Origin of the sequence: Arthrobacter sp. StoSoilB22 (assembly GCF_019977315.1) — a bacterium.
Taxonomy (GTDB): domain Bacteria; phylum Actinomycetota; class Actinomycetes; order Actinomycetales; family Micrococcaceae; genus Arthrobacter.
Genome location: NZ_AP024652.1, coordinates 3,944,357 through 3,971,006, shown reverse-complemented (window position 1 = coordinate 3,971,006; position 26,650 = coordinate 3,944,357). Strand labels below are relative to the sequence as shown.

Here is a 26,650-nt window from a genome sequence, read left to right as displayed (position 1 = left end):
GGCTGAGGTCACTGTTGTTCTTGGAGCGTGGGGGTTTGCAGGTGCTCTTTCCTTTTCCTTTTGGCCAGGAGTGGACCTGGTTACTGGGTGCGTGGGCCATCGCGGAAGTGGTCATGCGGATCGTCCTTCTGGGCATCATTCCCGGTAACAGGCGCCCCACCACGGCCATGGCTTGGCTTTTGGCTGTGTTCCTCATCCCTTCCGTAGGGTTTGTCCTCTTCCTCCTTTTCGGCAATTTCAAGCTGTCTAAGCGGCGGCGTGAGCAGCAGGAAGAGGTAAATCGGCGCGTCCGTGCCGTCACCTCCGATCTTGCCGATCCGGTGAGCGTTTACTCGGGGCCGGAATGGGTGAAGTCAGCGGGTGAGCTGAACCATCGCCTCGGTTCGCTGCCCATGGTTGACGGCAACAAGGTTGAGCTGATCCCCGGCTACCACGAATCCATCAAAGCCATGGCCGAAGCGGTCAAGGGTGCCAAGAGCTACATCAACGCCGAGTTCTACATCATGAGCAGCGACTCCGTGACGGACGAACTGCTCACCGAGCTCGAGAACGCTGCTGAACGGGGTGTCACCGTCAGGCTGCTCTTCGACCACATCGGAACGCTGCGGGTCAAGGGATACCGTCGCCTGATCCGCCGGCTCAAAGCAGGCAAGATCCAATGGAAGCGGATGCTTCCGCTGCTTCCCATCCATGGTCAATGGCGGCGTCCGGACCTCAGGAACCACCGCAAGATCATGGTGATCGACGGCGAGATTGCTTTCACCGGCTCCCAGAACCTGATTGAACCGTCCTACAACAATCCCAAACACCACAAAGTGGGCCGTAAATGGGTTGAGCTCATGTCCCGGCTCGAGGGGCCAATCGTGGCAACCCTCAATGTAGTGTTCGCCACGGACTGGCTCAGCGAGACCGATGAGTCGCTTGAGGACCAGTTGCGCCTTCCAAGCCGGCCGTCTCCAGGGCACGTCACCGCCCAAGTAGTGCCGAGCGGTCCGGGGTTCGCCACAGAGAACAACCTTCGCTTGTTCAATACACTGATCTATTCAGCGCAGCACAGAATCTCCATTTGCAGCCCGTACTTCGTTCCTGATGACTCCTTGCTTTACGCCATCACCACCGCTGCGCAGCGGGGTGTGGATGTGGAGCTCTTTGTGTCCGAAAAAGGCGACCAGTTCCTGGTCCACCACGCCCAGCGCTCCTACTACGAAGCCTTGTTGGACGCAGGAGTGCGGATCTACCTGTACCGGGCGCCGTATGTCCTCCATGCCAAGCACTTCACCATCGATGACGAAGTGGCCGTTCTCGGTTCCAGCAACATGGACATGCGCTCCTTCTCCCTGAACATGGAGGTTTCGGTGATGCTCTTGGGCGCCGAAACCGTGGACCTCATGCGGACGGTTGAATCCACGTATCGCGAGGTTTCCAAGGAGCTTACGTTGGACGACTGGATGGATAGACCCCCAATTGCCAAGTATGTGGATAACGTGGCCAGATTGACCGCCACGCTCCAGTAGTTTGTGTACAGCTAACGCCCTTTAGAGACGTTCTTGAGGGCATTAGCTGTACAAAAACTCAGCCGGGGAAGTCAGCACCCAGCGTGGACAGCACACCGTATGCCTTGGTCCGGATTTCCTCGTACTCGTCATCAGCCACGGAATCCGCCGTAATGGCCCCACCCACGCCGAGGGACAGGGTTCGCCCGCCATTGCCGTCAGGATTGACCACCAGAGTGCGGATCACCACGGCGAGGTCCGTTGCGGCGTTCAGTGAGAAGTAGCCGATTGCGCCGGAGTAGATCCCCCTGGGCCCGGATTCGAGCTGGTCAAGAATGTCCATGGTGCTGATCTTCGGGGCACCTGTCATGGACCCTGCGGGAAAGGCTGCAGCCAGGGCTTCCGCCCGCGGAGCACCCGGACGAAGGTGTGCGTCTATGGTGCTCACCATTTGGTGGACGGTGGCGTAGCTTTCTATGGCGCACAGCCGGCTGACCGTCACGGAACCCGGGATCGCGAAGTGGCTGAGGTCGTTGCGCAGCAGGTCCACAATCATGATGTTCTCCGCGCGGTCCTTCAGCGACGTCTCGAGGTCGTGCCGCAATGCAGCATCCTCGGAAGCGTCAGTAGACCGGCCGCGGGTGCCTTTGATCGGCTCGGCGCGCATGCCGCCGTCGGACATAATGCGCAGGAACCGCTCAGGTGACGTACTTGCCACCACCAATTCGCCGAACCGAAGGTAACTGGCGAACGGTGCCGGGTTCCGGCGTCGTAGTGCCAGGTAGCTCGCCCACGGGTCCAGGCCGCCGGCAGGGGCTTCCAGCGTGGTGGTAAGGCAGATCTCGTAGGAGTTACCTTCGCTGATTTGGTGCTGCGAGTCCGCGATTTTGCGCTTGTAGTCAGTGGCAGAGTCGCGGCTGACGAACTCAAGGCCGGCAGGTCCCGGATTGAAAGAGACCGCGAGGCCGGCAGCGGGGGAGACTGAAGCCTCGACGGCGGTGCGGGCCGCACGCAACCATTCCTCGGCGTCGGGCGCTTCCAAGGCGAGCAGCCAGACAGTCTGTTCGCGATGATCCACCACCACAGCCCGGCCGGCGAAGAGCAAGGCGGCGTCCGGGGTGTGGGAGGGGACGTCATTCCCGCCGGTTTCGCGCTTGAGTTCGTAGCCGAGGTATCCGAGCCAGCCGAGCGTGAACTGGCCGTCGTAACCTCGGGGCGCGCGGACGGCCCGGCGGCCCCAGACGGAATCGAGCCAGCGGAAGAACGGCCCGGAGGTGCTGACGGAGGCGGAACCGGCGGTCACTTGGGTAGTTCCGGAGCGGTGTAGCGCCGACTGTCCGAACGTGCCGCCGTCGTCAGCCAGGATGCTGAAGCGACTGCGCGCGGCGGCTTGGGAACGGCCGGCGACGGCGGAGGCGTTGGAAGAATCCAGCCACACTGCGTTGGTGGACTTGCCGTAGAGGGAGGCGAAGAGCAGCTCAGCGTCGGGCGTCGCATCCAGGCGCTCGGATCGCAGCTGAAGTCCCCGCCGCGCACTGAGTTCCGGCGACAAAATCGAAGCAACCGAAGGCAGGTACATCAGGGTTCGGAGGACATCGTCCGGAGCGCTGCCGTCGGCAAGGTTCTGCACCCGAATGTCAGCGGCACTGATCACCTGGTCGCTTGAAAGCCACTCATCCTCCTGGGCGGCCCAGCTGTCCCAGTACGGTTCGTAGGTACTTCCGTCACGAGTCAAAGCCCGACGACGGCGCTCGTCGCCGGAGGCTTCCACCCACACCACGGCGTCCAGCATGGGACGGGCGGCGTCCGCCGCCGCGCCTACCCCTTCAACGATCACGATCTCGGCTGGCAGCGTAACGTTCAGGCCGCCGTCGTAGTGTTTGTCCCAATCCCAGCTGGTCCACTCTGCCGCCATGCCTTCGCTGAGCGGCTTCAGGACCGTGCCCACGTAGCGCTCAATGCCGGGCATGAGGCCGTTCCAGCCGGGGTAGATGTCTTCCAGGTGGAACAGCGAAACCTTGTGGTGTTGCCGCAATCGGGCCGCCAGCTCAACGGCCAGCGTGGTCTTTCCTGCGCCGGACCTGCCGTCAACTGCGATGATCACGGGTGCAGGGGTCATGTCATAGAGGTTACCTGCTGGGGCTCGGGGGCTTTCGCGTCTTGAGACGCTGCGATGGCTGCTTTGACGTGCTGCAGTATCCCTGGGATGGCGCCGTTGATGAGCGTCCATGTGTTGTCGAAGTCCGTGTGGCCGCCGTACCAAGGGTCTTCGATGCCGAGGTCAAGGGAGCTGCGGCCTGCCATGTGGGGATCGAAGCTGCGGAGCATCCGGACTTTTCCGAGGGAGGCGTGATCCGGGGCCCCTTCCTGAAGCCAGCCGAAATGGTCAACATCCAGTGCCAGGATCAGGTCCCGTTCGGCGTACCATTCACGCCGCCACTCGCGGGCAACGTGGTCCTCGGAAGCGAGGTGCTGGGCCGTTAGAACCCGTGCGGCGCGGGGGTCGATGGGGTGTCCAACCTCGTAGCCCGTAGTGCCCGCGGAGTCCACCGCCACGAGTTCGCCGAGCCCTTCCGCGCCGAAGGCTTCCGTGAGCATGAGCGCTGCCATGGGCGAGCGGCAGATGTTTCCAGTGCAGACCGTGATGATGCGGTATGGGCTCGTCGTTGAGTACATTCAGCAAGCATGGTTCATGGCGCCCCCTCTTGGCTAGGGGCAACTTCACAACTAAGTCACTTTTCGTGTCAAAGCTGTCACGAGGGGCGGTGCGGGCAAGCGGGTTGCGCTTAGGTGCGGGCCGGTTCCTGCGCCTCGGCGGCAAGCGCTGCAGCCGCCAGGTAGACGGTACGTACGACGGCGGCGCGTCGCCTTTGTGCGCGGCCGGGGTTGTTGCCGGCCATCAGTCCATCGAGTGCCGGGAGTACCGGGGCGGCGTCGCACAGGCTCACGATGGTGATGAGGAGATCCCCTGCATCTTCCCTGGAGACGCCGGGGAGGGCGGCGATGGTGCTGTTGACCTTGGATGCGCAGTTGGCCATCCGCTTTGGCAGCCCCACCACTTCCGTGCCCCGTTCCAGTCCTTCCCAGAACAGGAGGCGTGGGGCCGTGGCATCTTGCTGATGGTGGTCGAAGAGCCTGCCGGCGTAGTCCGCCATGGCTTCGGGTCCGCTGCCTTCGATGGGTACTTCGTCCATGAGGGAGCTGAGGGCGGCGACGATCACGGCGTCGAAGAGCGCGTTCTTATTGCCGAAGTACTGGTAGATCCGCTCCTTGTTGACCCCGGCCTCCGCCGCGATGCGATCAATGCGGGCGCCGGCCAATCCGCGGGTGCAAAACTCACTGGTAGCTGCCTCTAGAAGCAGCGCCTTGGTTCGCTCTGTGTCCCATGCCATAGGAGTCATATTACCAGTTTCCAACTGGATGGTTGTATTTGTTGGAGGGTGGGGTTATTGTGATTCCAAGCCAAAAGCAACCGTTTAGTTGGAGAATGCCATGACGACACAAACAAGCTCCCACATCGCCGTTGAAACCCCAGCGGCCCCGGCCGCCCCTGCCCGTCCGAAAGGGCCGTCCGTTCACATGCGGGCCCTCATCACCTGGCTGGCCATCTTCCCGCTGGTGTCCATCGGCATGCTGCTCCTGGGTCCCATCATGGAGCCGCTCCACCCGGTCCTCCGGGCGCTGCTGCTCACGGCCCTGGTGGTTCCCGCCGCTGTGTATGTTGTGGTTCCCCGCCTCATGGCCGGCCACGGAGCCCTGTCCCGCAAGGCTGTAGAGCGGGCGGCCCAACGAGCAGCCCGCAAGTCCGCTTAACCCAAGTAGGTCGCATTTAAGCGCGTTTTGACGGCTCAAAACGCGCTTAAATGCGACCCAGTTGGGTGCGGGGCTGGGACTAAGCGCCCCGCAGCTGTTCTACGTCGGTGATGGTTGGGTAGGCGGCCTGCGTTCCCTTCTTGGTGGCAGCCAAGGCCGCAGCCACCGAGGCGAAAGATGCAGCATCTGCGAGGGATTCACCAGCTGCCAAGCGAGCAGCCACAGCACCTGTGAAGGCATCACCGGCACCCGTGGTGTCCACTGCGGAAACACGCGTCGGGGCGATACGGGTGATCTGGTCTTCAGCGCCACGGGCCAAGGAATCCAGAACCACGGATCCCTGTGCACCCAGGGTCACCAGCACCCGCTGCAATCCACGGTCGGCGAACTGGCTCCGGACCGGCTCCCAGGCCTCGGCCTCTGCGTCGGCGTCGGGTACATCTGCTTCCGAGCCCAGGAACAACGACGCCTCGTGCGCGTTCACCAGCAGCACATCGCTCAACCCGGCCAAAGCCTCCGGCACCTCCGCGTAAGGCGAGAGGTTTAGCAGAACGGTCGCACCGGCGTCGTGCCCTGCTTGGGCGGCGGCAATCACGGTATCCGTTTCCACCTCCAGGCAGAGGCACACCACGGCTGCATCCTGGAAGGCGTCGGGCGTGACATCCGAAGGCCGGAGGGTGCCATTGGCGCCTGCGGAAATGATGATGCTGTTCTCGCCGCCGGCGTCTACGGAAATGACCGCAACACCAGTAGCGACGTCGGAGCGTCGGACGCGGGACACGTCCACTCCCGCGCTGGCCGTCGAGTCGAGGAGCATGGTGCCGTTGGGGTCGTCTCCCACGGCACCGATCAGGCTGACCTGACCGCCGAGCTTGCTGGCAGCCACGGCCTGGTTGGCGCTCTTGCCGCCGGGATTGACGGCGAACCCGTTGCCGTGAACCGTCTCGCCGGGTTGAGGGAGGCGGTCGCAGTAGATGGTGAGGTCGGCGTTCAGGGAGCCGACGACGACGATTCCCGCCTTGGGTGCGCTGGTCATGCGGTCACCTTTTCGGTTTCGGTCACTTCTGCGTCCACCGGCTTGGGGATCAGGAGTGAGGCTGCGAAGGCTGCCAAAGTGATGGCGAGTCCCACCACAACAACGGTCAGGTAGGACGCCTTGGCATCATTGAGCGAAGCGGTGGCCACGAGGACCGCGGGCAGGACAAGGAAGCTCAGCCCGGCACCGAGGTTGAAGGCGCCGGCGTTCATGCCAGGCAGGAAGCCCGGGTTGCCCTGCGGGGAGAGAACCACGCCCAGTCCGTTGAGCATGATGTTGACGGTACCGGCGTACATGATGCCCAGCAAGGCCGTTCCCACAATCATCATGGGCAGGTTGTTGAGGCCGAAGAACGCGATGATCGCCAGCGCCACCAAGCTGCCAAGCAGGCCGATACGCAGGACCTTGGTGTAGCCGAGCACGGGAGCCAGGCGGCCGCTGATCGGACCAAAGAGCCAGCCCAGCAGCGCGTATGGAGTCAGGATGATGAGCGACATCTCCGTGGGGCCCACGCCGAAGCCCGGATCCGCGGCCTGCACGTAGGCCGGGACGATGCCGTTGATGACCGCGAAGATGCCGGTCATGGTGAGCGTGGTGGTCAGCAGCGGTGCCCACGTGGAGCGCTGGCGCAGGTGCACGGTTTCCACCATGGGCTGCTTGGCCCGCTTTTCAACGGTCCAGAACGCGTAGAACGCGACGGCGGCGATCACCGTGAGGACCACCGCGAGGGTCAGGGTGCCGGAATCGAAGGCGGAGGCAAGCTTGGCGCCCTCGTTCAAGGCTGTCAGCAAAGCGCCCACGGCAATCACAATGCAGAACACACCCAGCCAGTCCATGGTGGTACCCGCAGCAGGCTTGCTTTCACCGGCCAGGACGGCAATCAGCACGGTGGCAACGAGGGCCAGGGCGACCATGAGCCAGAAAATGCTGCGGAAGCCGAAGTTCTCAGCGAAGTAGCCACCCACGAAGGAGTCCACGCCGGCCACGCCACCGTTGACCGCGGTGATGAGGCCCATGAGGGTGCCGTACTTGCGGGGGTTGCTGACCGCGGAGCGGAGCATGATCAGGCACAACGGAACCGTGGGGCCGCTGACGCCCTGGATGATGCGGCCCACGAAGAGCCAGGTAACGTCCGGGGCCAGCGCGGCAATGACCGAGCCCACTGCCATCAGGAGCATCATGCCCACAAGGATCTTCTTGCGGCCCACGATGTCGCTCAGGCGCGGGAGGAAGAGGGAGAACAGGGCGGCAGCCGTGAAGAACCAGGTCTGGGACAGGCCGATGGTGGCCTGGTCAGTGTTGAGCTCGTTGCCCATGGTCACCAGGGCCGGGCTGAGCATGGAGGCGTTGAGCTGGAAGGCCACGCAGGCTGCCAGCAGGGCCACCATGAGCGCGGTGACGTTGCCGCGGGTGGATGTGGATTCGGTTGCGGGGGAGGACATTACTTTGCCTCTCCAGCCAGAACGGTCTCAGCAGCAGCGGTGGCGTCAGCGCCGCCGTCGAGCGTTGGTTCGCCGATCCGTTCGATCGCGTCGGTGACCAGATCCCAGAACTTCTTGTGGTCCAGGTCCACGGCCACGGAGGTGTGGCAGTCCTCCGGCGCAGGCGCGCGGAAGTCGGCCACGGTCATGCCGAGAGTGAGCTTGCCTTGGAGCTCGATGTCCACGGGGACCTTGCGGGTTGTCATGACCGAGGGGTCGATCACGTAGGCAACGGCGCAGGGATCGTGCACCGGCGGGAAGTCGAAGCCCTGGGCGTCCTTGTAGGTCTTCTGGAAGAAGTCCATGAGTTCCATGACGAACTTGGCCGGCTTGGTGCCGATCGCCGCGATGCGGTCCACTACCTCATCCGTGGCCAAAGCCTGGTGCGTGAGATCGAGGCCCACCATCACCACAGGCCACTTTTCGTTGAAAACGATGTGCGCAGCTTCGGGGTCAATGATGATGTTGAACTCCGCTACGGCGCTCCAGTTGCCCACGTGGTAGCCGCCGCCCATGAGGACAACTTCCTTGACGCGCTCAACGATGCGGGGCTCCTTGCGGGCAGCCATGGCGATGTTGGTGAGGCCCGCGGTGGGGACCAAAGTGACGGTGCCCGGCTCATGTGCCATGACGGTTTCAATGATGAGATCGACGGCGTGGCGCGGGTCCAGCTCGATGGCGGACTCAGGCTGTTCCGGTCCGTCCATGCCGGAGTCGCCATGGATGCTGGGGGCCGTTTCGATGGTGCGCACCAAGGGGCGGTCACAGCCGGCGGCGAAGGGGACTCCCGTGATGCCGGCAATCGTGGCCACTGAGAGGGCGTTGCGGGTGACTTTTTCGAGGGTCTGGTTGCCCACCACGGTGGTCACCGCGAGCAGCTCGATGTCCGGGTTGCCGTGTGCCAGCAGCAATGCCACTGCGTCGTCATGGCCAGGGTCGCAGTCAAGAATGATCTTCCTGGGTGCGGGCGTCATGGTGTTGGGGTCCACGTTTTTCTCCACGTCATTGGGGCCTGCCTGGAACTTTCCCGGGCAGGGCAGTATGCATTCAGGGAGATTCTGGCACTGCTTAGCTACGTACGTCAAACGCTTAACGTGATCTTTGAACCTTCAACGTCAAGCGCTTGATGCCTTCTCGCAGGTCAGGACTGGTTGGAGCCGCTACGATCGATGCATGGAATCCCTGGAACGGCGCCATGGCCGCGCGCCCCGCTCGCACCGCGTGACGGCCGCGATGGTGGCCGCCCGCGCAGGCGTTTCCACGGCTACCGTGTCCCTGGTGGCGAACGGCAAAACCCAGGGGCGGGTATCCGACGACAACATCTCCCGTGTTCGTTCCGCCATTGCTGAACTTGGTTACGTGGTGGACAGCATCGGCAGCTCGCTGGCCCGCGGGGTCAGCTCAATCGTCATACTTGTGACGCCGGATGTGTCCAACCCCTTCTTTGCCAACGTCATCGCTGGGGTGCGGGAATCGTTGGGTTCCGAGTATCAGCTGCTGCTCTCCGTGACCGACGCCGGTGAATCACCGCAGGCTGATGACGTCCGCAAGTTGCTGGCTCTCCGCCCTGCCGGACTGCTGGTGGGCGCACCCAGTGCGGAATTCCTGGAAGACCTGTCTGCAGCCCCGCCCCTTGTATTGCTGGATGCCCCGGGGCTCGAGTCCTATGCACCGTCCGTGAACCTTGATGTCGCCCAGGGCGCCCGCGAGCTTGCCCGGCACCTCGCTGCTTCCGGGCACACCCGGGCCGCCTACGTGGACGGCATCACCGGCACTGCCACGTTCCAACTGCGCCGTGAGGCCTTCTTGGCGGAGGCTGCAGCCTGTGGGCTTTTAGTGGCCGACGGGCATGTCATCAGCACCCCGATCGACGTCGGTGCTGCCGCTGCCGCGTTCGCCGAGGCCTGGCCGGAGTGGCAGCGTGAGGGAGTTACCGCCGTCGTTTGCGGTACCGATACGCATGCCTACGGCGTGCTGCAGGAAGCGCGCGTGGAGGGTGTCCGGATCCCTGAGGAGTTGGCCGTGGCGGGCTTCGATGACCTGCCGTACTCAGCCACCAGCAACCCCAGCCTCACCACCGTCCACTTGCCGGCCACACCGCTAGGGCGCAAGGCCGGGGAACAACTGCGGGGACTCATGGAAGGCCTACCGCTGGCAGAGCCACATGTGACGCTAGAAAGTTCGTTGGTAGTGCGGGGATCTACGTCTCTTGGCTAGGTGACAGCGGGCGAAGCTGGTCCTCCGTGATGGGTAGCGACACCGTGAAGTAAATCTGCGGCGCTGTCATATCGCCCCAGTCTTCCTTTTTCACGCGGACAGCGGAGGGCGTAACCTCGGCGATCCGCACGCGAAGCCAACCGCCGTCGTCGAGCAGTAATTCGTGAGGGTCGGCCAGGTAGCGCAGCCCGAGTTCATCAAGAGTTTCCTCGGCGCTCAACCAGTCCACCGTCTCCGTCCTGGGGCGTCCCAGAAGGTCAATGGCAACGAATCCATCGTCTACCGGCTTCATCCAGCCCACGTGCTCGCCATCGTCAGCTCGTCGGTGTTCGATCCAATCGGATTGCATGGCTTCGACGGTAGCACCGCGTTTTGCTATGACGCGCCGTGGCTAGTGGATAACTGCCAGCAGGATGCCGACCAACACGAACAAGCAGCCAAAGACGCGGTTGAGGACTTTCTGGCCCTTTTGGTCATGGGTGAATCTTTGGAAGGACCGGGCTGCGAGGGCGAAGAAGAACCACATCACCATGATGTCAATGACAATCACCGTGGCAGAGAGCACCACATACTGCTGAAGCAGGGGTTCGTTTGGCCTAATGAACTGGGGCATGAAGGCCAGGAAGAACACAATGGCTTTAGGGTTCAGCAGGTTCACCCAGATGCCGCGTTGGAACATGGACAGGGCGGACTCGTTCTTCTTGTCCTCAACCTCTTCCTTGTCCAGGTCCGGCTTGTGCAGGAACTGCCGGATGCCCAGGTACACCAGGTATGCGGCGCCGGCGTAGCGGATCACATTGAAGATCACCGGCGAGTTGGACACCAGCACGCCAACGCCCAGAGCGACGATCACAATGTGGATGACCAAGGCCACCTGTTGACCAAGGATGCCCCAGATGGAGCGTCGGAAGCCGGAATTGAGCGAGTTGCTCATGGTGAAAATGGCACCGGCGCCGGGAGTGAAACTGATCAGGGTGCCGGCGCCAACCAGGGCCAGCCAGAGTGAAAACTGCACATCTCAGCTTATGCCCGTGAAGTGGGTGGTTTGGACGCGTTGCTTCCTGACCCTGTTTGGCTGCGCTGACCACGGAATGCACCCGGAATGTGTTGATTATGGCGCCCCCGGACCTCAAAGTGGGTCAGGAAGCTACAGCCCAGGCCGCGGCTTAGGGCAAACTGGTGCCGTGAGCGGAATCCCGTGGGTGCTGCACGTCGATCTGGACCAGTTCATTGCCGCTGTCGAGATACTCCGGCGGCCCGAGCTCGCGGGCAAACCGATCATCGTGGGAGGCCGGGGGGACCCCACGGAGCGGGCTGTGGTGTCCACCGCGTCCTATGAAGCCAGGGCGTTCGGCGTCGGTTCCGGGATGCCCCTCAGGATCGCAGCCCGGAAAGTGCCGGACGCCATCATCCTGCCGGTTGATCAGGAGGCGTACTTGGCGGCCTCGGACGTGGTGATGACCACGCTGCGCGCGCAGCCGGGAGCCACGGTTCAATTGCTCGGCTGGGACGAGGCTTTTGTGGGCATCCAAACGGAGGATCCGGACGCCTACGCCAAGCAGATCCAGGCCGCCGTCCTGGAGCAAACGCAGCTGCACTGCAGCGTAGGCATCGGCGACACGTTGGTCCGTGCCAAGAACGCCACGGATTTCGGCAAACCGGCAGGCATCTTTCGGCTGACCAAGGAGAACTGGCTGGACGTCATGGGCGACAAGCCCACCAAGGAATTGTGGGGCATTGGAAGCAAAGTGTCCCAACGGCTGGCAAAGCACCACATCACCACGGTGGCTGAGCTGGCAGCATGCAATCCCCAGGATCTCGTCCCGGAGTTCGGCCCCAAGATGGGTCCTTGGTACGCGCAGTTGGGACGCGGTGAGGGTTCCAGCGAGGTGGATGATACTCCGTGGGTGGCCCGGGCACATGGCCGCGAGACCACCTTCCAACAGGACCTCACCGCGCCCGCCCAGATCAGCGACGCCATCAAGGAACTGACCGCCCGCGTCCTGGAAGACGTCGCGGCGGAGGGACGCCCTGTGATCGGGCTGACCCTGAAAGTCCGCTACGCACCGTTTGTCACCAAGACCTACGCCAGGAAGATTCCCGAGACTTTCGACCGCGGGGAAGTCCTTGCGCAGGCCTTGGAGCTCAGCGGAAAAATCGAGCCGGACCGTCCCATCCGGCTCCTCGGATTGCGGGCAGAGATGGCCATGCCCGAGGAGGCCCGTAAGGGACATACGCCGACGCGCGGCGGCTGGTGACGCCGTCGTACGTTTACGCCCGACGGCGGCCCGGCAGCTACCAGCGCGGGTGAATCGCTGCGCGGAAGTAACGGTCGTAGATGTCCTGGACCCCGTCCGTGAGCCCGGTGCCTACAGACTGCAGGCCACCTGCCTCGGCATTTGCCGCTGCCTGCGAAGCGGATCGTGCACCGGGAATGACCGAGGTGACACCGTCCTGCGCGATCACCCAGGCGAGGGCCGCTTGGGCGGTGCTGACGCCGTCGGGCACTAATCCGCTGAACTCCTGCGCGGCCTTGACGCCGGTGGCGAAATCTACGCCGGAGAACGTCTCGCCGACGTCGAAGGAAGACCCGTCGCGGTTGTAATTGCGGTGATCGTTTTCAGGGAACTCGGTGTCCGGCGTGTACTTCCCGGACAGCAAACCGGACGCCAGCGGCACCCTCGCAATAATGCCTACGCCCGCTTCCTTGGCTGCGGGCAGAACCTCATCCAAGGGCTTGAGGCGGAAGGCGTTGAGGATGATCTGCACGGATGCAGTATTCCCGCGCTTGATGGCTTCGAGGGCCTCATCGGTGCGCTCAACGCTGACGCCGTAGTTGCGGACGGCCCCTTCGCTGACGAGGGTGTCCAGTGCGTCGTAGACTTCATCGCTGCTGTAGACGGACGTGGGAGGGCAGTGCAGTTGAACGAGATCCAAGGTGTCCTGTTGCAGGTTCCGCCGCGAGCGGTCGGTCCACGCCCGGAAGTTCTCCAAGGTGTAATTTTCGGGGACCTGATCCACGCGGCGGCCCATCTTGGTGGCAACCGTGATGTCCGTGTCCGGGTTGGTGCGGAGGAAGCGGCCGATGAACTGCTCGCTCCTCCCGTCGCCATAGACGTCTGCGGTGTCGAAGAAATTGACGCCGCCTTCCACCGAGGCTTCAAGAACGGCAAAGGCGTCCTCTTCGGTGACGGAACCCCAGTCGGCTCCCAGTTGCCACGTTCCCAGTCCGATGGTGGAGACGGATCGGCCGGTCTTGCCAAGTATGCGTTGTTCCATGGATTCGACTATATGGGGTTACAGCTCGTCCATCCGCGCTACTTTTCCCATTAAGTACTTTCGTTCGGGCAGGCTTCCTGTCTTCTTGGCCGCCGAGAGGTACGCTGCGCGGGCCTCTACATAGGCGCCGGACATCTCCAGCAGGTGGCCCCGCACGGCGTCCAAACGGTGTGTGCGGCCCAGCGCCGTATCCAGTCCCGCCAACAGTTCAAGCCCGGCGGCCGGACCATGCACCATGGCCACGGCAACCGCGCGATTCAGCGTGACCACGGGGCTGGGTGCCACGGCTTCAAGCACTGTGTACAGCGCCAGAATTTGAGGCCAGTCGGTCTGATCGCTGGAGGCAGCCTCCGAATGAACGGCAGCGATGGCGGCCTGAAGTTGATAAGGCCCCGCGGCCCCGCGACCGAGCACGGAGGACAGCAGCGCGATGCCTTCCTCGATCTGATCCCGGTTCCAGAGGCGTCGGTCCTGCTCCGCCAACGGCACAGGCGTTCCGTCTGCCAACGCACGGGCTGCGCGCCGGGAATCGGTGAGCAGCATCAGTGCCAGCAGGCCAGTCGCCTCCAGCTCTCGCGGCGCAATGGCAACGAGCAGGCGCGTCACCCGGATGGCTTCAGTGGTGAGTTCCTCACGCTGCAGCGACGGACCCGAGCTGGCCGCGTAGCCTTCGTTGAAGATCAGGTACAGCACGTGAAGTACGACGCCGAGCCTTGCCTTGCGCTCGGAAGGCGGCGGCATGGTGAACGTGGCTCCTGCCTTCTGGATCCCCTGTTTCGCACGGCTGATGCGCTGACCCATGGTCGCTTCGGGGACCAGGAAAGCTGAGGCGATTTCCGCCGTCGTGAGTCCTCCAACTGCCCGGAGCGTGAGGGCGAGTTGCGATGGTGCGGTCAACGCGGGGTGGCAGCAGAGGAACATCAGGGTGAGGGTGTCGTCGGCTTCCGAAACCGAGCTGTAGTGGAAGTCGGCGTCCATGGCCGCAACACGTTCCTCGCGTGCGCGGCGGGCGCTTTCGCTTCGCCAGTTATCAACCAGCCGGCGTGACGCGACCGCCATCAGCCATGCCTTCGGGTTGTCCGGGAGTCCGGAAGGCCACTGCAGGGAGGCCTCAAGGAGTGCCTCCTGGACGGCATCTTCGCAGGCATCGAACTGGCCGTGTGTCCGTGCCAGCACGCCGAGGACCTGCGGCGCCAGAGTGCGCAGCAGGTCCTCGATTCGTGCGTCCGGCGGGGAACCCAGTTAGACCTCCGGTGGCGCTTCCTGAACTGCGCGGAGTTCGACTACCTGCGCGTACTTCACAATGCTGGAACAGATCTCCACCGCGCGTTCTTCGCTGGCAACATCGACCACCCAATACCCAACAAGCGACTCCTTGGATTCGGCATAGGGTCCGTCGGTGGTGATGACGCCGTCGGGGGTCTGCTTGACGAGCTTCGCGGTGCTGCCATCGGCGAGGCCCGCGTTGAACACCATCTCACCGGATTCGGTCAGGTCCTTGTCGATCTGGATCATGAATCCGATCATTTCCTGAATCCATGCAGGGTCAGCGGTCTCCATCATTCCCTCGGCAGAACCGAACATCATGATCATGTATTTCATCTCAAACTCCTTGTGAGGGGCGCCCTTTGTGGGTGCTTTCACTCATGGGTCGGAACTGCGGCGGGCTTTTCTACATGGTTCGGCAAACTTTCTCCGGAGATTATGCCCGAGCGATCACCTCGCCGTTGGGAATGAGGAAGAAGCCGTCGTCGGAGGCTCCCCAGCGGTGCCAGCCTGCAGCAATCCGGGCGAGGTCGGCCTCGTTGGCGAAACCGTACTCCAAGGCTTGCTCGGCGAACGCTGAGTGCAGCACCCGTTCGCTCCAGACCCGGGACTGCCACGCGCGTTGTTGGGCGGTGGCGTAAAGCCAGTTGCTGCTGGTGGGCGCTACCTGAGTGAATCCTGCTTGCTGGGCCCACGAAACAAGGCGACGGCCGGCGTCGGGTTCTGCTCCGTTGCGGCGGGCGATCTTCTGGTAGAGCTCCATCCAGTCGTCCAGCTCGGGGACTTCCGGGTACCAGCTCATGCCGTGAAAATCGGCGTCGCGGACCGCAACTATGGCGCCGGGTTTCGCCACTCGGCGCATTTCACGGAGGGCAGCGACGGGGTCGGTCAGGTGCTGGAGGACCTGGTGTGCGTGAACGAGGTCGAAGGACTCGTCCTCAAAATCGAGATCGTAGATGTTGCCGGTCTGGAAGGTCACGTTGTCCACGCCGCGCTCGGTTGCCAGTTCGGTGGCCTGTGCCACGATGTCGGCGGACCGGTCCAAGCCGATCACTTGCCCGGGCGCAACCAGTCCCGCGAAGTCGCAGGTGATGCTGCCGGGTCCGCACCCGACGTCGAGAACTGACGTTCCGGGGGTGAGATGGGGAATCACAAACGCGGCCGAATTCTCGACCGTCCGTGAGGCGTGGGCCCGGACAACCGACTCGTGGTGCCCGTGGGTATAGACATCTTCAGGCTGCTGCGCGTTCATAGGGAAACGCTACCCAACTGGGTCGCATTTGTGAGCGTTTTGGACCCTCAAAACGCGCACAAATGCGACTCAGTTGGGTTCCGCTTCGGCCGCTTCTTCGCGGGCGGCGAGGGTGGCCTCCACCATGTCAGTCATGAACCGGGTCACCAGCGCCAGCTCCGAAGGGCTGTAAGCGGCCATTGCCTTACCCATGCGTATGGCGAGCGGCATGAACATGGCGCTTCCGTCCTGGTACGCCTTAGGGGTCATCTGCAACTGGACCTGCCGGCGGTCCGTCCCGAGTCGTTCGCGCACCACATGTCCGGAGGCGTGCAGGCGATCAACCAATGCGGTAGTGGCAGGGGAGCTGAGCCGGAGTTCGGCGCGGAGAACACCCGGGGTGACCACCTTGCCCGCTGCGGAGTGGCGCATAATGACGGCCAGCGCGTTGAGGTCCGTGCGGTGCATGTCGTTCCGGCCGCCTGCGGCATCTACATAGTGGTTGGCCTCGAGGGTGAAGTCTTGGAGGAGCCGCACAAGTTCTTGGGGAGCCGCGTTTTCGGGGCGCCCCTCGCCGGGGCGCGGGTCTGTGGGGTTCGACATGTCCGCCCTCCTGCCAGCGTTGTCATGTGATTACTGCCTTCCGGATATTACTCCCAGCCATAGGGGATTCCGGCATTAATAGTATTGAGGTCTTGGAATAGTTCCATCATAGAGATAATCTATGATGGAATAAAGCCCTCAAGCACTCCCACCAAAAGAAGGACTCATGAACTCGCAGAAGATACCGTTCTGGCTGCGCTGGCTGATACCAGTGGTGCTGGTCATCACCTGGCTGGGCATCGCAGGAATCGGCGGCCCCACGTTCGGCCGGCTGGAAGAGGTCTCGTCCAACGACCAAGCTTCCTTCCTTCCCGCTGGCGCCGAAGCCACGGAAGCCGCTGACTGGCAGGCCAAATTCCGGGACTCCGAAGAGATCCCGGCAATTGTCATCATCGAGAGTGACGCTTCCTTCACCCCCGCGCAGCTGGGCGAAGCAGCCCAGCTGAAAGCCGACATTGAGGCGCTCAAGCTGGGGAGCGCCGTCGTCGGGCCCATCCCGTCGCAAGACGGCAAGGCAGTTCAGTTCGTTGTCCCCATGGCGTCCTCGGATGAGCTGCGGGAGAAAGTCCAGGAGCTGCGTGACGTCGTGCAGCCCGGCGCGCCGGACGGCATGAAGGCATTTGTCACTGGTCCGGCAGGCCTGACCGCCGACCTCGTCAACGCTTTTGGTGGAATTGATGGCATCCTGCTGCTGGTTGCCCTGGGTGCCGTGTTCGTAATCCTGCTGCTGGTCTACCGCTCGGTGGTGCTGCCAATCGCAGTGCTGCTCACCTCCGTGTTTGCCCTGTGCGCCGCGATCCTTCTGGTGTTTGGAATGGCGAAGGCCGGCTGGATTCAGTTAAACGGGCAGAGCCAAGGCATCCTGTCCATTCTGGTCATTGGCGCGGCGACGGACTACGCGCTCCTGTTCGTGGCGCGGTTCCGGGAGGCGCTCACGCACACCACCAACCGCACCCAAGCGGTGATCACGGCATGGAAGGCCTCCTTCGAGCCCATCCTCGCTTCCGGGGCCACTGTCATCATTGCGCTGCTCTGCCTGCTGTTCTCCGATCTGAATTCCAATAAGGCGCTGGGACCTGTAGCTGCCGCAGGCATTCTGTGCTCCTTGTTCGCTGCGCTCACGCTGCTGCCCGCGCTCATGGCGTTGCTGGGCCGTTCGGCCTTCTGGCCCTTCCGGCCCAAGCTGCTGCCCGACGACGAACGCGAACCGGAGATTGTCACCGGCCTTGAGGGGCAAAAGGGTCTGTGGCGAGCCACGGGTCGTTTGGTCTCCAGGCGCCCGCGGGTTGTGTGGGTGGCTTCGGTCCTTCTCCTCCTGGTCGCTTCCACAGGCTTGTTGCAGTTGAAGGCCAACGGGGTTCCGCAAACGGATGTCATACTTTCCGCGTCCGACGCCGTGGACGGGCAGGAAGCGCTGGCGCGCCACTTCGACGCCGGTAGCGGCAGCCCCGCCGTCGTGGTCGCCTCACAAGGTTCCGCGCAGCAAGTCCTGGACAAGGTCAAAGCAGCCGACGGCGTGGGTGACGCCTACCTGCTGGCTGACGGAAATGTTCCCATCACCGGTGCCCCCGGCGCTCCTGCTGAGCCGGCAGTTCGCGACGGCAGGGTCCTCATCAATGCCACGTTGAACTCGGCGGCAGACTCGATTGAGGCTGAAGAGGCCGTGAAGTCGTTGCGTGTGGCTGTTCGCGAGGTTGATTCCGCAGCATTGGTGGGCGGCGTGACAGCAACTGCGCTGGATACCAACACCACAGCCCAGCGCGACCTGGTGGTCATCATCCCGATCGTGCTGGTGGTCATCCTCTTCATCCTGATGCTCCTGCTGCGCTCGGTGGTGGCGCCGGTGCTGCTGGTGCTGTCCGTGGTGCTCTCCTACGGCGCCGCTATGGGAGTTTCTGCTTGGGTCTTCAACGGAGTGTTCGGCTTCTCCGGTGCCGACGCCACTGTGCCGTTGTTCGGTTTCGTGTTCCTGGTGGCCCTCGGCGTGGACTACAACATCTTCCTCATGAGTCGGGTCCGGGAAGAGTCCTTGAAACATGGGACGCGTCCGGGAATCCTGCGCGGACTGGCCGTCACTGGTGGTGTGATCACCTCTGCCGGCGTGGTCCTGGCGGCCACGTTCGCAGCCCTCGGTGTCATTCCCATCATGTTCCTGGTCCAGCTCGCCTTCATCGTGGCATTCGGCGTGCTACTGGACACGGTGCTGGTCCGATCCCTGCTGGTGCCAGCGCTGGCTTACGACATCGGCAGCAAGATCTGGTGGCCGAGCAAGCTTGCGCGTGAGTCTTCCACGGACGTTGTGGGTCCTCGTGAGGAGGAGCAGGCGTCGGTGGGGCGGTAAGCGTCAGTCAATGACGGGCGAGCGGCGCTCTAGCAGCAGGGTGTCGCGCCATTGTCCGGCGGCGGGTCCGGTGCTCACGCGAGCAATACGGTTCCGCCGCCCGACAATGGCAAACCCATTGGCTTGATGGAGTCGAAGGCTGGTCTCGTTCTCCGGGAAAATGCTGGACTGGATGGTCCAGATTCCCTGCGCCTCGGTGGAAGCAGCCAGGGCCTGCAGAAGGAGTTTCCCAACGCCGTGGCCGCGTGCAGCGCCCGCAACGTAGATGGAATGCTCAACGACGCCGGCGTAGGCCGGACGCGAGGAAACCGGTGAGACTGCGGTCCAGCCGAGGATCACCCCAGTCTCGTTGACCGCTACCAGCCGGTGGTCCGGAAGCCTGGAGTTGTTGAAGGCGGGCCATTCGGGGGCATTTGTTTCGAAAGTGGCGTAGCCGGTGTCGATTCCTTCTTGGAAGATCTCCCTGACCGCCCGCCAGTCTTTGGGCTCCATAGCCCTCAGCGCTACCGTCACAGCGCGGCCAGGGCGCCGGCTACACTGTCCAATGCGCCCGGGACCATGGAGTAATACGCCCACGTGCCGCGCTTCTCCCGGTGAAGCAGGCCTGCATCCACAAGGATCTTCAGGTGGTGCGACACCGTCGGCTGTCCCAGGCCCAGTGGCTCAGTGAGGTCGCAGACGCAGGATTCTCCTGACGGTTCAGCCTTGACCATGGACAGAAGCCGCAGCCGGTTAGGGTCTGCGAGGGCTTTGAAAACCGTTGCCTTCTGCTTGGCTTCATCCGCATTCAGGGCAGGGTGACCCGTTGCTTCGCAGCAGTCTTGCTCCGAGGCGGCTTGCAGTATTGGTAAGGCGGTCATGAACCCATTATGCGCCTACATTGACGGCCATCAATGTCCTTTACTTGGGCATTACCCCCGAGTGCAAGGGTGGATCATGCGTGCTTGTCCGCTGGGTGCGGTACTACGACGTCCTCTGGTGCGCGCGATTCCGTGGGGAACAGAACCGCCAGAAATCCCAGTCCTATGGCAGCGCCAACCAACTGCGCCAGAACAAATCCAGGCGCGGAGGCGGGTGCGATCCCTGCGAAGGTGTCGCTGAAGACCCGTCCTACCGTGACTGCGGGGTTCGCGAAGGACGTCGAGGAAGTGAACCAATAAGCCGCCCCGATGTAGGCGCCAACAGCTGGGGCTGCCAAGAAGCCCCGTTTGGTTGCGGCGAGGGAGAAAATCAGCAGAATAAGTCCGGCCGTGGCCACGATTTCGCCCAACAGGTGGCCCGGAGTTGTGCGCTCCTTGCTGGAGATTGACGTACCCACCTCAAACATGGCGTTCGCCAGCACGCTGCCGCAGATGGCACCCGCAGTCTGCGACGCAATGTACGCGCCTAATTCCCCTAGCGACAGCCCGCCGCCGGTTCGCCTGGCCAGGACCCAGTCCACCAGTGACACCGCAGGATTGAAGTGCGCGCCACTAATGGGTCCAAGGATCAGTATGAGGACGGTCAGCCCGAGCACGGTGGCGGTGCTGTTCTGCAGTAACTGCAGGCCGACGTCATGCGGCGAGAGCTGCTGGGCCGCGATGCCGGAACCGACAACGATGGCTACCAGCAGGCAGGTACCCAGTGCTTCGGCGAGGGCGCGCCGCCAGAGGGCGGTCGGGGAAGAAGTCATGAAGACAGCTTGACTGATGAAAGTAGTTCAGTCAAAATTGAATCAATGGATATTGATCAAAGCTCAAGCCCTCTGGAGAGGGCAGCTCTTCTGGAGAGAGCCGCCAAGTACGCGGCCCTGAGTGACCCTGCGCGGCTCCGCATCGTAGACCTGCTCACCTTGGGGGACCTGTCGCCCACGGAGCTGCAATCGGAATTGGGGATGCCGGCGAATCTGCTGTCGCACCATCTGCGATCCATGGAGCTCGCGGGGCTGGCGGTGCGGCATCGTTCCGAAGCTGACAAGCGCCGAAGCTATGTTCGTCTGGCGCCCGGCGCCCTGGAAGGCCTCACTCCCGGCCGCGAGCACAGGGCGCGGCGCGTCTTATTTGTGTGCACCCGCAATAGCGCCCGCTCGCAACTGGCTACCGCTCTGTGGCGAACGGCTAGTGACATCCCAGCGGTTTCGGCGGGAACGCATCCGGCCGAACATGTGGCACCCGGTGCCGTGGATGTGGCCCGCCGCCACGGCTTGGACCTTGAGGGCGCCAAGCCCCGCTTGATCGACCACGTGGCGGGTGCCGAAGACCTGGTGATCACCGTCTGCGATAACGCCCACGAGGAGCTGCCGGGGCTCCAGGGCATCCACTGGTCCATTCCGGATCCGGTGCGACTTGATAGCGAGCAAGCGTTTGAGGACGCGTTCGCCGACATTTCACGCCGAGTCCACGATCTCGCCCCCCGGCTGCGTGCCGCCTAGCTCTGCAGCCCTCAATATATTGACAATCATCAATCTATGGACCGATACTCAATGCATCGATGATTATCGATATGACACATCGCGGCATTGGTGCGGATCGATCCCGACCAGACCCAACTGACACAGGAGAACACCGTGAGCACCGAAACCGCTAAGAAGCCGTCCGTTCTGTTCGTCTGCGTTCACAACGCAGGGCGCTCACAGATGGCCGCAGCTTTTCTCACCACCCTTTCCAAGGGTGCCATTGAGGTCCGTTCAGCCGGCTCGCAGCCCGCAGACAAGGTGAACCCCGCCGCGGTGGAAGCCATGTCTGAGCTTGGTATCGACATGTCGGCCGAGATCCCCAAAGTCCTCACCACTGAAGCCGTCAAAGAATCAGACGTCGTGATCACCATGGGCTGCGGAGACGAGTGCCCGTACTTCCCCGGCAAGCGCTACGAGGACTGGGTTCTTGAGGACCCCGCCGGGCAAGGTGTGGACGCGGTCCGGCCGATCCGCGACGATATCAAGACCCGCATCGAAGGCCTTATCGCGTCACTGATCCCCGCGGCCAAGTAACCCCGACTACCAGGAGCAACTCCCGTGAGCAACGAACAACTCATCATTATCGGGTCCGGCCCTGCTGGCTACACAGCGGCGATCTACGCAGCCCGAGCCGGCTTGAATCCCCTGGTGCTGGCAGGTTCCGTCACCGCCGGCGGCGCCCTCATGAACACCACGGAAGTGGAAAACTTCCCCGGCTTCCCCGGCGGTATTCAGGGACCCGAACTCATGGATGGACTCCAGGAGCAAGCGGAAAAGTTCGGCGCCCGGATAGTGTTCGACGACGTCACTGAGGTTGATCTCAAGGCTCACCTCAAGCGCGTAGTCACCGGAGCCGGTGAGACCCACGAGGCACCTGCCGTCATTCTGGCTACGGGCTCGGCGTATAAGGAGCTCGGTCTTCCGGAGGAAAAGAAGCTCAGCGGCCACGGAGTATCCTGGTGCGCCACATGCGACGGCTTCTTCTTCCGTGAGCAAGACATCATCGTTGTTGGTGGTGGTGACTCCGCCATGGAGGAAGCGACGTTCCTGACGCGCTTTGGGAAGTCCGTCACGGTAGTGGTCCGGAAGGGTGAGCTGCGGGCATCCCGGATCATGGCGCAGCGTGCCAAGGACAATCCCAAGATCACCTTCGCTTGGAACTCGGCTATCACGGCCATCCATGGAGACACGAAGGTCACGGGAGTGACGCTCAAGGACACGCGTACCGGTGAAACCCGAGAGCAGGCCGCCACAGGAATCTTCGTAGCCATCGGTCATCTGCCGCGAACAGAACTGGTGGAGGGACAAGTGGACCTCGACGCCGAGGGCTACATCAAGGTGGCCTCGCCAACCACCATGACCAACCTCACCGGTGTGTTCGCGTGTGGCGACGCCGTGGATCACCGCTATCGCCAGGCCATCACTGCGGCGGGCACAGGATGCGCTGCCGCCCTCGACGCTGAGCGTTACCTCGCTGCCCTGGACGACGCCGACAGCATTGCAACAGCACTGGTCGAAGAGCCCACCCACTTCTGAGCTTTACCCAACGGAGGTATGAGTTACCCATGGTTGAGAACCTTCCTGTCGCCGTGATCGGCGCCGGCCCCATCGGCTTGGCTGCAGCGGCCCACCTGCTGGAGCGGGGTCTGGAACCGATAATCTTCGAGGCCGGGCCGTCAGCGGGTTCAGCGATTGAGCAGTGGCGGCACATACGGTTGTTCTCCCCGTGGCGATTCAACCTCGACGCAGCGGCAGTTCGGTTGCTGGAGCCCACGGGCTGGGAGTCGCCTCGGCTGACCGCCCTGCCCTACGGCGGCGAACTTGTTGATAAGTACCTCAGTCCGTTGGCAGCACACCCGGCCCTTGCCTCCCGTTTGCAGACCGGCGCACGCGTCACCGCGGTTACCCGCGCCGGCCTCGATAAAACCCACGTGCGCGACCGCGACACCACCCCGTTTATGGTCCGAGTGGAACACGCTGATGGGGAGGTGCGCGACTACACCGTGTCGGCTGTCATCGACGCCTCCGGCACCTGGTCCACCCGCAATCCCCTTGGTACGTCAGGGTTACCTGCTATCGGTGAGGTCCGCGCATCAGACCGGATCTCCTCACCCCTTCCCGATGTTTCCGGACGCGATCGGGCATCGTTCGCTGGCCGACGTGCCTTGGTGGTCGGAGCAGGCCACTCCGCAGCGAACACGCTGATCAACCTCGCGGAACTGGCCAGGACAGAGCCCGAAACACGCATTCTCTGGGCCATCCGCGGTGCATCCCCGGAGAAGGTCTACGGCGGCGGTGATGCCGACGGCCTGCCCGCACGCGGACAGCTCGGCTCCCGGCTTCGCCGTCTGGTGGATGCCGGCACGATCGAACTGCACACAAGCTTCGGCATCAACTCGCTGGTCGATTCGGAGAACGGCGTGACCGTAACCTCCGGTGACGGTCGCAGTGTGGTGACGGACGTCGTCGTGCCTTGTACCGGCTTCCGCCCCGATCTGGACATGCTCCGGGAACTGCGCCTGAACCTGGACTCTGCTGTTGAAGCCCCTACGGAACTGGGCCCGCTGATCGATCCCGAGTTCCACTCCTGCGGCACTGTCCCGCCGCACGGCGCGAAGGTTCTCGCCCACCCGGAGAAAGACTTCTACATCGTGGGCATGAAGTCGTACGGCCGTGCACCCACCTTCCTGTTGGCCACCGGCTACGAGCAGGTCCGTTCCGTGGCTGCCGCGCTGGGCGGGGATCAGGCGGCGGCTGACACGGTGCACCTGGAGCTACCCGAAACCGGTGTCTGCTCATCCGACGCCGGTACCAGCTGCGACGTGCCTGCCGCAGTTCAGTCCTCGGAGGGCGAGCAGTCCGGCGGTTGCTGCTCCGCTCCGGAACCGGTGCTCATTGGCATCCCCACGGGATTGGCTCACGGCCGCTCCGGGGCCAACCTGGACTAGGCGCTGACGGTGTTCCGTTCGCGGTAACCATCGGCGGCGTAAACACCAAGGACCCGAACCTCGGTGGTGAAGAACTCGAGTTCCTCCAGTGCACGGCGGAGACGAGCATCCGCAGGGTGCCCCTCGACGTCGGAAAGGAACATGGTGGCGGCGAATTCGTCGCCCACCATGTAGCTTTCCAGGCGCGTCATGTTGAGGCCGTTGGTCGCAAAACCGCCTAGTGCCTTATAAAGGGCCGACGGAACGTTTCGGACTCGGAAAACAAAACTGGTGATCGCTGGACCGGGCAGTTCTTCCTTGGTGGGAAGCTCGCGTTCACGGGCCAGAACAACAAAGCGTGTGGTGTTGGTGGGATCGTCCTCCACACCGGAGGCCAACACCTCAAGCCCGTAGAGGCCAGCGGCGAGCGGCGGAGCGAGGGACAGCTTCCGGGGATCGTTCCAGTCCCGGACTTCGCGGGCTGAGCCTGCGGTGTCACCAGCGATGACGGGCTTGAGGCCGGCTTCCCGGATGATCCTGCGGCACTGCCCCAAGGCGTGAATGTGGCTGTGGACCTCCGTGGCGCCTTCAATGGTGCTGCCCGGGATTCCCAAAAGGTCGAAGCGGATGGGCAAGAAGTACTCGCCGACGATCTGCAGCTTGGACTGGGGGAGAAGGACGTGGATATCGGCCACACGCCCGGCGATGGAGTTCTCGATCGGGATCATGGCCAGATCCACTTCGCCAGTGGACACCAGCTCAAATGCGTCCTCAAAGCTCGCACATGGAACGCTTTGGAGGTCGGGGAACATTTCCTTGCACGCGAGATCCGAGTTGGCTCCCGGCTCACCTTGGTACGCAATTTTCTGGGCCATGATGCTCATGGTTACACGCAGAGCGCCCGGCCTCCCAACCGCGTCCACCCTGTGACTGGACACCCTAAGACCCCATCTATGTAGCAGCAGAGCGCGTTTTGGGTGCTCAAAACGCGCTCTGCTGCGACTCAGTTGGGTGGAAGGTTAGCCGTTGATGACCTGCGGGACGCCCAGGGCCTTGAGGCCCTCGGCGCCGAACTCCAGGCCGTAGCCGGACTGCTTGGCACCGCCGAACGGGACGCGGGGGTCCACGGCGCCGTGCTTGTTGATCCACACGGTGCCGGCCTGGATTCGTGAAGCCACTTCCCGTGCGGCACCCAAGTCGGAGGACCAGACTGAGGCGCCCAAGCCGACGTCGAGCGCGTTCGCTTTGGCGACTGCCTCGTCAACGGTGCTGTATTTGATGATCGGCAGGGCGGGTCCGAATTGTTCCTCGGCCACCAGCGGGTTGTCGTTGTCGATGTCGGCCACCAGGGTGGTGGGGTAGAAGTTGCCGGGTGCGTCGGCGTCGGGGTTTCCGCCCACCAGGATACGCGCGCCGGAGTCACGGGCGGCCTCCACCAGCCGGGCGACGATGTCGAATTGCTGCCGGTTTTGCAGCGGGCCAAGGACGTTGTTCTCATCGAGCCCAACACCCATGGGCATCGCAGCAGCAACAGCGGTGAGCTCGTTGCAGACGGCCTCGTACTGGGATTCGTGGACGTACAGGCGCTTAAGGGCGGCGCATGTCTGGCCTGTGTTGATGAACGCACCCCAGAACAGGCCTTCGGCGATGGCTTTGGGGTCCGAGTCCGGCAGGACGATGCCGGCGTCGTTGCCACCAAGTTCCAGTGTGAGCCGCTTGACGGTGTCAGCGGACGAGCGGATGATCGCCTTGCCTGTGGCGGTGGAGCCGGTGAACATGACCTTGCCAATGGCATCGTGCGAGGCCAGCGCTTCGCCGACATCGCGCCCGCCAGAGACAACGGACAGCAGGCCTTCGGGCAGCTCTTCGTTGATGATCGAAGCCAGTGCCAGCACGGACAAGGGAGTGTATTCCGAGGGCTTGACCACTACGGCGTTGCCCATGCGCAGGGCCGGGGCGATCTGCCAGACGGTGATCATCATGGGCCAGTTCCACGGGCCGATGGCACCTACGACGCCGATGGGCCGGTAGTGCAGTTCGGCGCGGGTTTCGCCGTCGTCCACTACGGTTTCGGGGTCCAACGGGGTGGCGGCCGTGGCGCGGAGCCACGCTGCGCAGGCGCCGACTTCGAAGCGCGCGTTCGGGCCGTTCAGCGGCTTGCCCTGCTCGCGGGAGAGCAGCTGGGCAAGTTCTTCGGCGGAACGTTCGACGGCGTCGGCGGCTTTCATGAGCGCGGCGGACCGGGCGTCGTGGCCCAGGGCAGCCCACGCGGGTTGGGCAGCGGCGGCCGCGGTGATGGCGGATTCGAGGTCCTCGACAGTGTGAACCGGTGCTTCGCCGACGGCCTCGCCCGTCGCCGGGTCAAAAATGGTGCGGCTGTTCTGGCCGGGGGCCGGGGTGATCGAGGCCAGGAGGGCGTCGTAAGTCTCCATTGGTACTCCGCTCATGTAGTAATTCTTGGCGGCCAGTGAGGCACGCGGCGATGTTTCCAGTGTGGTGGGCGCCACATGCGTGGACCTTGTCTATGCA

General features: G+C 63.3%; 27 protein-coding genes. 9 read left to right on the top strand and 18 right to left on the bottom strand.

What is annotated here, in order from left to right; all coding sequences use genetic code 11:
- Positions 1-41 precede the first annotated feature (41 nt).
- Positions 42-1,514 carry a cardiolipin synthase gene (cls, locus tag LDN70_RS18405; RefSeq protein ID WP_223941054.1) on the top strand — a complete coding sequence of 491 codons (1,473 nt, stop codon included), beginning with the start codon at positions 42-44 and terminating at the stop codon, positions 1,512-1,514.
- 58 nt (positions 1,515-1,572) lie between these two features.
- On the opposite strand, the gene pabB is transcribed toward cls, so the two are convergent.
- From pabB to LDN70_RS18390, 3 genes are all read right to left on the bottom strand, one after another.
- A complete protein-coding gene (pabB, locus tag LDN70_RS18400) occupies positions 1,573-3,612 on the bottom strand; it encodes an aminodeoxychorismate synthase component I (protein ID WP_223941053.1) in 2,040 nt (679 codons plus the stop codon).
- On the bottom strand, positions 3,609-4,169 hold the full coding sequence (locus LDN70_RS18395) for a low molecular weight protein-tyrosine-phosphatase (protein ID WP_223941052.1): 561 nt from the start codon (positions 4,167-4,169) through the stop codon (positions 3,609-3,611). The genes pabB and LDN70_RS18395 overlap by 4 nt, the downstream gene beginning before the upstream one ends.
- 110 nt (positions 4,170-4,279) lie before the next feature.
- Entirely contained in the window at positions 4,280-4,885 is a 606-nt protein-coding gene (locus LDN70_RS18390) for a TetR/AcrR family transcriptional regulator (protein ID WP_223941051.1), read from the bottom strand.
- Positions 4,886-4,985: 100 nt separating this feature from the next.
- Here LDN70_RS18390 and LDN70_RS18385 point away from each other — a divergent pair, with 100 nt between their 5' ends.
- Positions 4,986-5,306, top strand: coding sequence for a putative antibiotic biosynthesis monooxygenase (locus LDN70_RS18385; RefSeq protein ID WP_223941050.1), 321 nt, complete (start codon positions 4,986-4,988; stop codon positions 5,304-5,306).
- A gap of 79 nt (positions 5,307-5,385) precedes the next feature.
- On the opposite strand, the gene LDN70_RS18380 is transcribed toward LDN70_RS18385, so the two are convergent.
- The 3 genes from LDN70_RS18380 to uriH are packed head-to-tail and all read right to left on the bottom strand — an operon-like array spanning position 5,386 to position 8,797.
- Positions 5,386-6,342 carry a ribokinase gene (locus LDN70_RS18380; protein ID WP_223941049.1) on the bottom strand — a complete coding sequence of 319 codons (957 nt, stop codon included), beginning with the start codon at positions 6,340-6,342 and terminating at the stop codon, positions 5,386-5,388.
- Positions 6,339-7,784: a uridine transporter UriT gene (gene uriT, locus LDN70_RS18375; protein WP_166842208.1), complete on the bottom strand. Its 1,446-nt coding sequence runs from the start codon at positions 7,782-7,784 to the stop codon at positions 6,339-6,341. The genes LDN70_RS18380 and uriT overlap by 4 nt, the downstream gene beginning before the upstream one ends.
- Entirely contained in the window at positions 7,784-8,797 is a 1,014-nt protein-coding gene (uriH, locus tag LDN70_RS18370; protein WP_223942686.1) for a uridine-preferring nucleoside hydrolase UriH, read from the bottom strand. Before uriH ends, uriT begins: the two co-directional genes overlap by 1 nt.
- 199 nt (positions 8,798-8,996) lie before the next feature.
- On the opposite strand from uriH, the gene LDN70_RS18365 reads away from it, so the two are divergent.
- Positions 8,997-10,040 carry a LacI family DNA-binding transcriptional regulator gene (locus tag LDN70_RS18365; protein WP_223941048.1) on the top strand — a complete coding sequence of 348 codons (1,044 nt, stop codon included), beginning with the start codon at positions 8,997-8,999 and terminating at the stop codon, positions 10,038-10,040.
- On the opposite strand, the gene LDN70_RS18360 is transcribed toward LDN70_RS18365, so the two are convergent.
- Positions 10,024-10,389: a hypothetical protein gene (locus LDN70_RS18360; protein WP_223941047.1), complete on the bottom strand. Its 366-nt coding sequence runs from the start codon at positions 10,387-10,389 to the stop codon at positions 10,024-10,026. The genes LDN70_RS18365 and LDN70_RS18360 overlap by 17 nt on opposite strands.
- 42 nt (positions 10,390-10,431) lie before the next feature.
- The gene (locus tag LDN70_RS18355) at positions 10,432-11,055 is read right to left on the bottom strand and encodes a LysE family transporter (RefSeq protein ID WP_142937784.1); all 624 of its coding nucleotides are present in this window, start codon (positions 11,053-11,055) and stop codon (positions 10,432-10,434) included.
- A gap of 169 nt (positions 11,056-11,224) precedes the next feature.
- Here LDN70_RS18355 and LDN70_RS18350 point away from each other — a divergent pair, with 169 nt between their 5' ends.
- Positions 11,225-12,298 carry a DNA polymerase IV gene (locus LDN70_RS18350; RefSeq protein WP_502773750.1) on the top strand — a complete coding sequence of 358 codons (1,074 nt, stop codon included), beginning with the start codon at positions 11,225-11,227 and terminating at the stop codon, positions 12,296-12,298.
- A 37-nt stretch (positions 12,299-12,335) separates the two neighbouring features.
- Here LDN70_RS18350 and LDN70_RS18345 read toward each other — a convergent pair whose 3' ends face one another.
- From LDN70_RS18345 to LDN70_RS18325, 5 genes are all read right to left on the bottom strand, one after another.
- The gene (locus tag LDN70_RS18345) at positions 12,336-13,319 is read right to left on the bottom strand and encodes an aldo/keto reductase (protein ID WP_223941046.1); all 984 of its coding nucleotides are present in this window, start codon (positions 13,317-13,319) and stop codon (positions 12,336-12,338) included.
- Between the two features lie 18 nt (positions 13,320-13,337).
- Positions 13,338-14,516 (bottom strand): RNA polymerase sigma factor, encoded by a 1,179-nt coding sequence (locus LDN70_RS18340; protein ID WP_502773823.1) that lies wholly within the window; start codon positions 14,514-14,516, stop codon positions 13,338-13,340.
- Positions 14,517-14,561: 45 nt separating this feature from the next.
- Complete coding sequence (locus LDN70_RS18335) at positions 14,562-14,921, bottom strand: YciI family protein (RefSeq protein ID WP_062068338.1); 360 nt, start codon at positions 14,919-14,921, stop codon at positions 14,562-14,564.
- Between the two features lie 100 nt (positions 14,922-15,021).
- Positions 15,022-15,837 carry a methyltransferase domain-containing protein gene (locus tag LDN70_RS18330; protein ID WP_166842212.1) on the bottom strand — a complete coding sequence of 272 codons (816 nt, stop codon included), beginning with the start codon at positions 15,835-15,837 and terminating at the stop codon, positions 15,022-15,024.
- A gap of 69 nt (positions 15,838-15,906) precedes the next feature.
- The gene (locus LDN70_RS18325) at positions 15,907-16,419 is read right to left on the bottom strand and encodes a MarR family winged helix-turn-helix transcriptional regulator (protein WP_142937789.1); all 513 of its coding nucleotides are present in this window, start codon (positions 16,417-16,419) and stop codon (positions 15,907-15,909) included.
- Between the two features lie 166 nt (positions 16,420-16,585).
- On the opposite strand from LDN70_RS18325, the gene LDN70_RS18320 reads away from it, so the two are divergent.
- Complete coding sequence (locus tag LDN70_RS18320) at positions 16,586-18,760, top strand: MMPL family transporter (protein ID WP_223941045.1); 2,175 nt, start codon at positions 16,586-16,588, stop codon at positions 18,758-18,760.
- A gap of 3 nt (positions 18,761-18,763) precedes the next feature.
- Here LDN70_RS18320 and LDN70_RS18315 read toward each other — a convergent pair whose 3' ends face one another.
- The 3 genes from LDN70_RS18315 to LDN70_RS18305 form a co-directional block, all read right to left on the bottom strand.
- Positions 18,764-19,252: a GNAT family N-acetyltransferase gene (locus LDN70_RS18315; RefSeq protein ID WP_286198866.1), complete on the bottom strand. Its 489-nt coding sequence runs from the start codon at positions 19,250-19,252 to the stop codon at positions 18,764-18,766.
- Positions 19,253-19,269: 17 nt separating this feature from the next.
- The gene (locus tag LDN70_RS18310) at positions 19,270-19,620 is read right to left on the bottom strand and encodes an ArsR/SmtB family transcription factor (RefSeq protein ID WP_223941043.1); all 351 of its coding nucleotides are present in this window, start codon (positions 19,618-19,620) and stop codon (positions 19,270-19,272) included.
- Positions 19,621-19,694: 74 nt separating this feature from the next.
- Positions 19,695-20,432 carry an aquaporin gene (locus LDN70_RS18305; RefSeq protein WP_223941042.1) on the bottom strand — a complete coding sequence of 246 codons (738 nt, stop codon included), beginning with the start codon at positions 20,430-20,432 and terminating at the stop codon, positions 19,695-19,697.
- Positions 20,433-20,477: 45 nt separating this feature from the next.
- On the opposite strand from LDN70_RS18305, the gene LDN70_RS18300 reads away from it, so the two are divergent.
- From LDN70_RS18300 to LDN70_RS18285, 4 genes are all read left to right on the top strand, one after another.
- Positions 20,478-21,170 (top strand): arsenate reductase/protein-tyrosine-phosphatase family protein, encoded by a 693-nt coding sequence (locus LDN70_RS18300; protein ID WP_223941041.1) that lies wholly within the window; start codon positions 20,478-20,480, stop codon positions 21,168-21,170.
- 135 nt (positions 21,171-21,305) lie between these two features.
- Positions 21,306-21,728 (top strand): arsenate reductase ArsC, encoded by a 423-nt coding sequence (locus LDN70_RS18295; RefSeq protein WP_142937795.1) that lies wholly within the window; start codon positions 21,306-21,308, stop codon positions 21,726-21,728.
- Positions 21,729-21,752: 24 nt separating this feature from the next.
- The gene (gene trxB / locus LDN70_RS18290; RefSeq protein ID WP_142937796.1) at positions 21,753-22,730 is read left to right on the top strand and encodes a thioredoxin-disulfide reductase; all 978 of its coding nucleotides are present in this window, start codon (positions 21,753-21,755) and stop codon (positions 22,728-22,730) included.
- A 29-nt stretch (positions 22,731-22,759) separates the two neighbouring features.
- Positions 22,760-24,142, top strand: a complete 1,383-nt coding sequence (locus LDN70_RS18285) for an NAD(P)-binding domain-containing protein (protein ID WP_223941040.1) — start codon at positions 22,760-22,762, stop codon at positions 24,140-24,142.
- On the opposite strand, the gene LDN70_RS18280 is transcribed toward LDN70_RS18285, so the two are convergent.
- Positions 24,139-24,996 carry a prephenate dehydratase gene (locus LDN70_RS18280; protein WP_166842221.1) on the bottom strand — a complete coding sequence of 286 codons (858 nt, stop codon included), beginning with the start codon at positions 24,994-24,996 and terminating at the stop codon, positions 24,139-24,141. The genes LDN70_RS18285 and LDN70_RS18280 overlap by 4 nt on opposite strands.
- A gap of 144 nt (positions 24,997-25,140) precedes the next feature.
- Positions 25,141-26,553, bottom strand: a complete 1,413-nt coding sequence (locus LDN70_RS18275) for an aldehyde dehydrogenase family protein (RefSeq protein ID WP_223942683.1) — start codon at positions 26,551-26,553, stop codon at positions 25,141-25,143.
- Between the last annotated feature and the right edge of the window lie 97 nt (positions 26,554-26,650).